The sequence below is a fragment of the Pseudoalteromonas sp. SR45-5 genome (assembly GCF_014163565.1).
In the GTDB taxonomy this organism is placed as follows: Bacteria; Pseudomonadota; Gammaproteobacteria; order Enterobacterales; family Alteromonadaceae; genus Pseudoalteromonas; species Pseudoalteromonas distincta.
Map to the genome: position 1 here is coordinate 1 of NZ_JACJDN010000091.1, position 9017 is coordinate 9017.

Below are 9017 nucleotides of genomic sequence, written 5' to 3' on the forward strand. Positions count from 1 at the left end.
TATTGAGACGCCTTACTTAGGCAAAATTTGAACCAACTATTTAATGCTTAAATATCAGTAGGTTAAAAATAAAATTAACGCTAGTTCACAAAAAGGGTGCAGGCTATCCACAAAATAGTGCAAAGAATCTAAGCGCTTACATTTAATTTATATTTGTATTATAGATAAAATTTACTACAGATGTATGAATGACGGTAAAAATAATGACAAAAGATAAAAAAAATCCCTCTTGCGAGGGATTTTGGGTAACTCAGCGCCATTGGCACTGGGAATGAGGTCGGTACAGGGTAAAGCGTTATTTTTAAGCTAGAGCCTAAAAAACCATTTCTGGAACTTCACCATCAACAAGTAATTTACCTGCTGTTTTACTAATGATTTCATCAACAGTAACGCCCGGAGCACGTTCTAATAGATGAAATGCGCCGTCTTTAACTTCTAATACGGCTAAATCTGTTACTATTTTTTTTACGCAATTAACGCCAGTAAGCGGTAAAGAGCAGGCTTCTAATAGTTTAGAGTCACCATGCTTACTTGCATGGGTCATAGTAACAATAATATTTTTCGCGCCAGCGACTAAATCCATCGCGCCACCCATGCCTTTAATCAGCTTTTTAGGGATCATCCACGATGCGATGTTGCCGTTCTGGTCAACTTCAAATGCACCCAGAACGGTTAAGTCTACATGACCACCCCGTATCATGGCAAAACTATCTGCACTATTAAATATGGCTGCACCTGTGACTGCTGTCACGGTTTCTTTACCCGCGTTAATCATATCGGCGTCTAGCTCTGCTTTAGTTGGGTACGGGCCCATGCCTAAAAGGCCATTTTCGGACTGTAACATAACTTCAATATCATCTGGTACATAGTTTGCGACGAGTGTCGGAATTCCTATGCCCAAATTTACGTAGTAACCGTCTTGTAGTTCTTGTGCAACGCGCATTGCAACTTGTTCACGTGATAATGCCATAATTTTGCTCCTGCTTAATCTCGTGTTGTTACACGTTCAATGCGTTTTTCAAAGCTGCCTTTAATAACGCGATTTACAAAAATACCCGGGGTATGAATTTGGCTTGGTTCAAGCTCACCCGGCTCTACAATTTCTTCTACTTCGGCAACGGTAATTTTGCCCGCTGTTGCCGCCATTGGATTAAAGTTCATGGCGGTGTGTCTAAACACTAAATTACCAAAGCGGTCGGCTTTCCACGCTTTAACAATAGCAAATTCACCCGTTATAGATTCTTCTAAAATATACGGGCGACCATTAAACTCTTTTACATCTTTACCCTCAGCCACAGGAGTACCGTAACCGGTTGCGGTGTAAAACGCAGGTATACCCGCGCCACCAGCACGCATTTTTTCAGCTAGTGTACCTTGAGGCGTAAGCTCTACATCAATTTCGCCACTTAATAACTGCTGCTCGAATAGGGCATTTTCGCCAACGTACGAGGCAACTACTTTTTTAATTTGTTTGTCTTGTAATAAAATACCTAAACCAAAGTCATCAACACCACAGTTATTAGATACTACGGTTAAGTTTTTTGTTTGCATGTGCTTAATTTGTTTAATTAAGCCCTCAGGAATACCACATAAACCAAAACCACCGGCAATAATGGTATCGCCGTCTTTTAATCCTTCCATTGCAGCTTCGTAACTAGAAACTACCTTATCAAAACCGGCCATGAGTCTCTCCTCATTGTGTGCTATTTGTTGTTAACTATCTTTAATCATCATTTCATAAGATAGCTATTTAACCTGAACTCTGGTTAATAGATTTACTAACATATGAATCAGGGTGATATTTAAATTTATTTTCTCTAGCCAGAGATTTTCAGTGAAAACAAGGCGAATTTACGCGTCAATAGCTGGCCTATTGCAAGTAAATTCAACGCAGTTAGTGCTGAAAATAGCTGCTCGAGATAGATTTATTATCCAGAGCTCAGGTTATTTTGTGTGTAGTGCCACAGATACTTTGCTCACAGGTTGCATACCAAGTGCTTTGGTTATCTCCCAGCCAGCGTCACTTAACCTTTGTAAATCAATTGAGTGTTCAATGCCAAGCCCTTGCAGTAAGTAAACTACATCTTCGGTGGCAACATTTCCTGACGCCCCCTTAGCATAAGGACAGCCACCAAGGCCCGCAACTGCCGCGTCAACCGTTGCAATACCTAGGCTTAAAGCTGCGTAAATATTTGTGAGCGCTTGGCCGTATGTATCATGAAAATGCACGGCCAACTTGGCTTTATCAATGTGCGTTAAAAGTAACTCGATTAATTGCGTTACTTTTTTTGCGGTGCCAACACCTATGGTATCGCCAAGGCTTACTTCGTAACAGCCTAAATCTAATAGCTTTTGCGATACACTTAGTACTGCTTGCGGGTCAATATCACCCTCATAGGGGCAACCGAGTACACAGCTTACATAACCACGTACGCGAATATTATTAGCTTTAGCAAACGCCATTACTTCGCTAAAACGTTCAATACTTTGCTCAATTGAGCAGTTGATATTTTTTTGACAAAACGACTCACTTGCAGCGGTAAATATAGCAAACTCTTTAATGCCAACAGCGTGCGCTGCTTGTGCACCTTTTAAGTTAGGGGTAAGGGCGCTTAAATTTACATTGGGTAAATCAAGGGCTGATATTACATCCGCTGAGTCTGCCATTTGTGGCACCCACTTAGGGGAGACAAACGCGCCCGCTTCAATATCTTTTAAACCTGCAGCACTTAGGGCGTTAATAAGCGCTACTTTATCGGCTGTGCTTACTGTTTTTTCGTTTTGTAGGCCGTCTCGCGCGCCAACTTCAACAATACGTACTTTACTTGGAAAGGCACTCATTATGCACCTTCCTCAGTTGTATCTTCGACAATAGCAAGTAAGGCTCCATGCGTTACTAATTCGCCTTCACCAAAACAGTAGCTTTTTAAAATGCCGTCATGCGGTGCGTTTAGCGTGTATTCCATTTTCATGGCTTCGATAATAACAACCGCATCGCCTTTGGTAATTGTGCTACCAATGTCGATTAAGTGCTTAACTACTGTGCCATTAAGCGGCGCCGCAAGTGGCAGTGCTTCACTTTCGTGCGAACTAATATAATGTTTATCAACTAGCTCAAGCTTAGTTTGCAGTGCTTTATTCATCACTGTCACACTATTGCCTACCGTAGTTACGTGCGCGCTATGTTTTTCACCGTTGATAAATACACTGCAAAGACCATTATTTAATGTGCCTTGTAGTTTAAATACATGCTCGTTATGCGTAATACTATAACCCGCTGCTGTTTTTATAGCGCTTAGCTGTAAATCGGCAAAAGGGACTTTAATTACTTGTGGTGCATTGAGTGTAAAACCACTCAGCTGTTGCCACGGGCTTGCACTGCTTTGCGTATTTTGGGTATTAGTTAACGATTCTAAATACGCAAAAGCACCAATAAGCTGACTTGCTTGTAATAACGATTCGTTAACCGCAACTAACGAATCACCCTGCTCAGCAATAAAGTGTGTGCTTGGCGCACCTTGTTTAAACGTAGGGTGGCTTGCTAAATTATGTAAAAAGCCAATGTTAGTGCTAAAACCTGCTAAATGAAATTGCTCAAGGGCTTGTTGTAAGCGGCTCAGTGCTTGTTCGCGATTGTCGTCATGCACAATAAGTTTTGCAATCATCGGATCGTAAAACGGGCTAATTTCGTCGCCTTGTGCAATGCCTGTATCAATGCGTACAAATTCACTGTTAAGGGGTGTGTGTAGTGCTTCAATAGTGCCCGAGCACGGAATAAAGTCGTTGGCTGGATCTTCTGCGTATATACGCGCTTCAAAGCTATGACCCTGCAATTGAATATTACTTTGTGTCATTGGCAATGTTTGCCCACCCGCAATATTAATTTGCCAATTGACTAAATCTACACCGGTTACCATTTCGGTCACTGGGTGCTCTACTTGAAGGCGCGTATTCATTTCCATAAAGAAAAATTCATCGCCACAAAGTAAAAACTCAACCGTACCTGCGCCTCTATAATTTATAGCCAGTGCACAACGTACAGCCGCTTCGCCCATTTCTTTGCGTAGTGCGTCAGATAAACCCGGAGCAGGGGCTTCTTCAATTACTTTTTGATGACGACGTTGCAAAGAACAATCACGATCGCCTAAATAAACACAGTTACCGTAGTTATCTGCAAATACTTGCACTTCTACATGGCGAGGTTGGTTTACATAGCGCTCTAATAACACTAAGTCGTTACCAAAACCGGCAATCGCTTCACGTTGCGCACCTTGTAGTGCGCTCATAAAGTCTTGTGCTTTTTCAACCACACGCATGCCTTTACCACCGCCACCAAAGGCCGCTTTAATGAGTACAGGGTAGCCAATTTTTTCAGCTTCACTTTGTAAAAAAGCAGGGTCTTGCTTATCACCGTAATAACCAGGCACTAACGGTACATTAGCAGCTGCCATTATTTCTTTAGCGCGGGTTTTAGAACCCATTGCTTCAATGCTACTTGCTGGTGGCCCTATAAAAGCAATGTTATTAGCTTCGCAGGCTTTAGCAAATTCGCTGTTCTCAGATAAAAAACCATAGCCTGGGTGAATACAGTCAGCGCCGCAGTCTTTGGCAACTTGTAAAATTTTGTCTGCTACTAAATACGAATCTTTACTTGGCGCGGCACCAATATGGTAAGCCTCGTCAGCCATTTTTACGTGCTGGGCATGTTTGTCTGCATCAGAGTAAACCGCGACCGTGGTTAAGCCCATTTGTTTTGCGCTGTGCATTACACGGCACGCAATTTCTCCACGATTGGCAATCAGTATTTTTTGTAATCGTTGTGTGTTCATAATCAATCCTACAGTTGCCAAGCGGGTGGGCGTTTATCAAAAAAAGCACTTAGCCCTTCTTGACCTTCTTCAGATACGCGAATTTTTGCAATACGCTCTGCGGTAAGCTCAATGAGTTCATCGGTTATTGGTTTATTTGCTACATCGTTAATTAATGCTTTTGCGGCTTTTACTGCAACAGGTCCGTTATCAATCAGTGTTTGCAGCATATTATCGAGCGCACAGTCTAAATTACCGGTTACTTGATGAATTAAGCCAAGTTGCTTAGCAGTATGTGCATCAAACACTTCAGCCGTTAAAAAGTACCTGCGAGCAGCGCGCTCACCAATAGCTTTAATAACGTATGGACTAATAACCGCCGGAATAAGACCCAGTTTTACTTCACTTAAACAAAATTGTGCATCGTCTTTACTAAGGGCTATGTCGCAACAGGCTATTAAGCCCAGAGCACCACCAAAAGCGGCACCTTGCACAGCACAAATTGTAGGATGCGGGGAGCTTGCCAATACCTGCATTAATTTAGCTAATTGCATTGAATCAACTAGGTTATCGGTGTAATTGTTATCAGCCATTGATTTCATCCAGGCTAAATCGGCACCGGCTGAAAAGTGTTTACCTTCTGTTTTTAAAACCAAAGCACGAATATCAAGCGTATTTGCATGTTCAATACACTGGATCAGCTCATGTATTACTTCACTGTTAAATGCGTTTCTTTTTTCTGGGCGACTTAACACAAGTACAGCCACATTAGATTTTGTTATTTGTAGTGTTACTGACATTTTGCGCTCCGGTTACATTCTAAATACGCCAAATTTCGAATCACGTTTTGGTGCGTTATTCGCAGCCGTTAACGCAAGCCCTAATACATTACGCGTATCGGCAGGGTCTATAATGCCGTCATCCCACAAGCGTGCACTTGCGTAATACGGATGACCTTGCTCTTCGTATTGATCAATAATTGGCTTTTTAAAATCACTGATTTCTTGCTCGCTCATGCTTTGGCCTTTGCGTGCTAAACCATCTTGTTTAACTTGCGCCATTACACCAGCTGCTTGCTCGCCGCCCATTACCGAAATACGGGCATTAGGCCACATCCACATCATGGTTGGTTCAAATGCGCGGCCACACATACCGTAGTTACCTGCGCCGTACGAGCCGCCAATAAGTACTGTGAATTTAGGCACATCAGCACACGAAACCGCCATCACCATTTTAGCGCCGTGCTTAGCAATACCTTCGGCTTCGTATTTTTTACCCACCATAAAGCCGGTAATATTTTGTAAAAATACTAAAGGAATATTGCGCTGAGCACACAGTTGAATAAAGTGCGCGCCTTTTTGCGCCGACTCACTAAATAAAATACCGTTATTAGCCACTATGCCAACATGATTGCCGTAAATACTGGCAAAACCGGTGACCAGCGTTTCACCAAAGTAACGTTTAAATTCATCAAATGATGAGTCGTCCACTGTGCGCGCTATTACTTCGCGTACATCAAATGGCTTTTTAAGGTCGGTGCCCACAATGCCGTAAAGCTCGTTTATATCGTAACGGGGTGGTTTTACATCATCTAGAAGAGGGGCCGTAGGGCGTGTATAATTAATACGCTCAATACATTGGCGCGCAATAGACAGCGCATGGGCGTCGTTTTCAGCGTAGTGATCGGCAACACCCGAAATTTTACAGTGCACATCGGCGCCGCCTAACTCTTCGGCTGTTACTTCTTCGCCGGTTGCTGCTTTTACAAGGGGCGGACCTGCTAAAAATATAGTGCCTTGATCTTTTACAATAATACTTTCATCGGCCATTGCAGGTACGTACGCACCACCTGCGGTACATAAGCCCATTACTACAGCAATTTGTGGAATGCCTTTACCCGACATACGGGCTTGATTGTAAAAAATACGACCAAAATGCAACTTATCTGGAAATACATCATCTTGCTCTGGCAGATTTGCACCGCCCGAATCCACCAAATAAATACACGGTAAGTGGCAGCGCTCGGCGATATCTTGTGCGCGTAAATGCTTTTTAACGGTAAGCGGAAAATATGTACCGCCTTTAACCGTGGCATCGTTTGCAATAATCATGCATTCAATGCCTTTTACACGGCCAATACCAGCTACAACACCGGCGCACGGTATTGCTTGCTCGTATACACCAAAGGCTGCAAATTGTGAAATTTCTAAAAACGGTGAGCCTTCGTCAATTAACGTACTTATACGATCGCGTACAAATAATTTACCACGGCCTTCGTGGCGCTCCTTTAATGCAGCGCCTCCGCCTTGGCTAATTGTGGCTACTTTACTGCGTAAATCGTCCACCAGCGCTGACATGTTTTTATGGTTTTGTACAAACGTTGGATCGTGAGGATTAACGCTCGATTTTAAAATCGTCATGGTTTAATCCTTAACGGCTTTCAGTGAAAAGTTCGCGGCCAATAAGCATGCGGCGTATTTCTGATGTACCTGCGCCAATTTCGTATAACTTAGCGTCACGAAGTAGGCGGCCTGTGGCGTATTCATTTATGTAGCCATTGCCACCTAAAATTTGAATCGCATCTAGCGCCATTTTAGTTGCAAGCTCTGCGGCGTATAAAATGGCACCGGCGGCATCTTTACGGGTTGTTTCACCACGGTCACAAGAGCGAGCTACCGTATACACATATGAGCGCGCAGCATTCATTTGTGTATACATGTCGGCTACTTTGCCCTGAATTAACTGAAATTGACCAATAGGGGTGTCAAACTGTTTACGCTCGTGAATATACGGTACTACTATATCCATACACGCTTGCATTATGCCAAGCGGGCCAGCTGCAAGTACTACGCGCTCGTAATCAAGGCCACTCATAAGTACTTTAACGCCTTCGTTTAAGTTACCTAAAATGTTTTCCTCTGGCACTTCGCAGTTTTCAAATACCAGCTCACAGGTGTTTGAGCCGCGCATGCCTAGTTTGTCGAGCTTTTGCGCCGTTGAAAAACCAGGAAAGTCACTTTCAACAATAAACGCGGTAATGCCTTTAGCGCCGGCATCTAAATCTGTTTTAGCGTAAATAACTAACGTGTGTGCGTCTGGGCCGTTGGTGATCCACATTTTGTTGCCGTTTAAAATGTACTTATCGCCTTTTTTTTCGGCTTTGAGTTTCATCGATACAACGTCAGAGCCCGCATTAGGCTCGCTCATTGCAAGGGCACCAATGTGCTCGCCGCTAATAAGCTTAGGTAAGTATTTTTCTTTTTGAGCTTGTGACCCGTTACGGTTAATTTGATTAACACACAGGTTTGAATGTGCTCCATAGCTTAAGCCAATAGATGCACTAGCACGGCTTATTTCTTCCATAGCAATAACATGTTCTAAGTAACCTAAGCCTGCACCGCCAAAGTCTTCAGATACGGTCATGCCTAGTACGCCCATTTCGCCCATTTGAGTCCAAAGTTGATTTGGAAAAGCGTTATCTAAGTCCGTTTTTTCAGCAAGCGGGGCAATCTCCTGACTCGCAAAACTGTTTACGTGGTCGCGGATCATATCGGCGGTTTCGCCAAGGCCAAAGTTCATTTCTTTATATAGTGAAATAGTGCTCATGATTCATTCCTGTGTGACGTGTGTGTTGTCAGTGTGTTGTTATTTTAAAAATAAACTTACTCGTCTATTTTATTAAGCGTGTCTCTGCAGCGGCGCTCGGCCGTCACCAACTCCATAAGAACAACTTTAATGTCGTCCATTTGTTGAGATAGGTCTGCTTTTTTTTCTGAAATAAGGTCAAGCATAGTAACCAACTGCTTAGCGCTTGATTTATCTGCGTCGTACAGTTCAAACAAACGACCGGTTTCGGCCAATGTAAAGCCAAGGCGCTTACCACGTAATATTAGTTTTAAACGCACTTTATCGCGTTTTGAATAAATACGGGTTTGACCATTACGTTCTGGCGTTATTAACCCTTGGTCTTCGTAAAAGCGAATAGAGCGGGTTGTAATGTCAAATTCTTTAGCGAGTTCGCTAATGCTAAATGTTTGTTCATTACTGGCCGGCATTTTGGCTGAGCTTGCAAAGTTTGTTTGATTATCTGGTTTCATAATTGTATTTACCTCATTCGAATAACTCCAATATAAGTGAAGTTTACGTAAAGGTAAAGCTTGGTGTGATTTGAAACTATTTATAAAGGGATGTTTAAGCGAGGTGTTTATT

General features: G+C 42.8%; 8 protein-coding genes. All 8 read right to left on the bottom strand.

Features of this window, described 5'->3' with window-relative positions; all coding sequences use genetic code 11:
- Positions 1-313: 313 nt before the first annotated feature.
- Positions 314-970 (bottom strand): CoA transferase subunit B, encoded by a 657-nt coding sequence (locus H5072_RS05480; RefSeq protein ID WP_182692921.1) that lies wholly within the window; start codon positions 968-970, stop codon positions 314-316.
- Between the two features lie 14 nt (positions 971-984).
- The gene (locus H5072_RS05485; RefSeq protein ID WP_008135270.1) at positions 985-1683 is read right to left on the bottom strand and encodes a CoA transferase subunit A; all 699 of its coding nucleotides are present in this window, start codon (positions 1681-1683) and stop codon (positions 985-987) included.
- 261 nt (positions 1684-1944) lie between these two features.
- Complete coding sequence (locus H5072_RS05490; RefSeq protein ID WP_182692922.1) at positions 1945-2841, bottom strand: hydroxymethylglutaryl-CoA lyase; 897 nt, start codon at positions 2839-2841, stop codon at positions 1945-1947.
- Positions 2841-4829 carry an acetyl/propionyl/methylcrotonyl-CoA carboxylase subunit alpha gene (locus tag H5072_RS05495; RefSeq protein WP_182692923.1) on the bottom strand — a complete coding sequence of 663 codons (1989 nt, stop codon included), beginning with the start codon at positions 4827-4829 and terminating at the stop codon, positions 2841-2843. Before H5072_RS05495 ends, H5072_RS05490 begins: the two co-directional genes overlap by 1 nt.
- An 8-nt stretch (positions 4830-4837) precedes the next feature.
- A complete protein-coding gene (locus H5072_RS05500) occupies positions 4838-5608 on the bottom strand; it encodes an enoyl-CoA hydratase/isomerase family protein (protein ID WP_182692924.1) in 771 nt (256 codons plus the stop codon).
- A gap of 12 nt (positions 5609-5620) precedes the next feature.
- Positions 5621-7228, bottom strand: a complete 1608-nt coding sequence (locus H5072_RS05505; RefSeq protein WP_182692925.1) for a carboxyl transferase domain-containing protein — start codon at positions 7226-7228, stop codon at positions 5621-5623.
- Between the two features lie 10 nt (positions 7229-7238).
- Entirely contained in the window at positions 7239-8414 is a 1176-nt protein-coding gene (locus tag H5072_RS05510) for an isovaleryl-CoA dehydrogenase (RefSeq protein WP_182692926.1), read from the bottom strand.
- A 56-nt stretch (positions 8415-8470) separates the two neighbouring features.
- Complete coding sequence (locus H5072_RS05515) at positions 8471-8905, bottom strand: MerR family DNA-binding transcriptional regulator (protein WP_008135264.1); 435 nt, start codon at positions 8903-8905, stop codon at positions 8471-8473.
- Between the last annotated feature and the right edge of the window lie 112 nt (positions 8906-9017).

Excerpts from the sequence above, each read along its gene's own strand:
- H5072_RS05515 (WP_008135264.1), bottom strand. The coding sequence starts at position 8,905 with ATGAAACCAGATAATCAAACAAACTTTGCAAGCTCAGCCAAAATGCCG.
- H5072_RS05500 (WP_182692924.1), bottom strand. The coding sequence starts at position 5,608 with ATGTCAGTAACACTACAAATAACAAAATCTAATGTGGCTGTACTTGTG.
- H5072_RS05495 (WP_182692923.1), bottom strand. The coding sequence starts at position 4,829 with ATGAACACACAACGATTACAAAAAATACTGATTGCCAATCGTGGAGAA.
- H5072_RS05485 (WP_008135270.1), bottom strand. The coding sequence starts at position 1,683 with ATGGCCGGTTTTGATAAGGTAGTTTCTAGTTACGAAGCTGCAATGGAA.
- H5072_RS05510 (WP_182692926.1), bottom strand. The coding sequence starts at position 8,414 with ATGAGCACTATTTCACTATATAAAGAAATGAACTTTGGCCTTGGCGAA.
- H5072_RS05490 (WP_182692922.1), bottom strand. The coding sequence starts at position 2,841 with ATGAGTGCCTTTCCAAGTAAAGTACGTATTGTTGAAGTTGGCGCGCGA.
- H5072_RS05505 (WP_182692925.1), bottom strand. The coding sequence starts at position 7,228 with ATGACGATTTTAAAATCGAGCGTTAATCCTCACGATCCAACGTTTGTA.
- H5072_RS05480 (WP_182692921.1), bottom strand. The coding sequence starts at position 970 with ATGGCATTATCACGTGAACAAGTTGCAATGCGCGTTGCACAAGAACTA.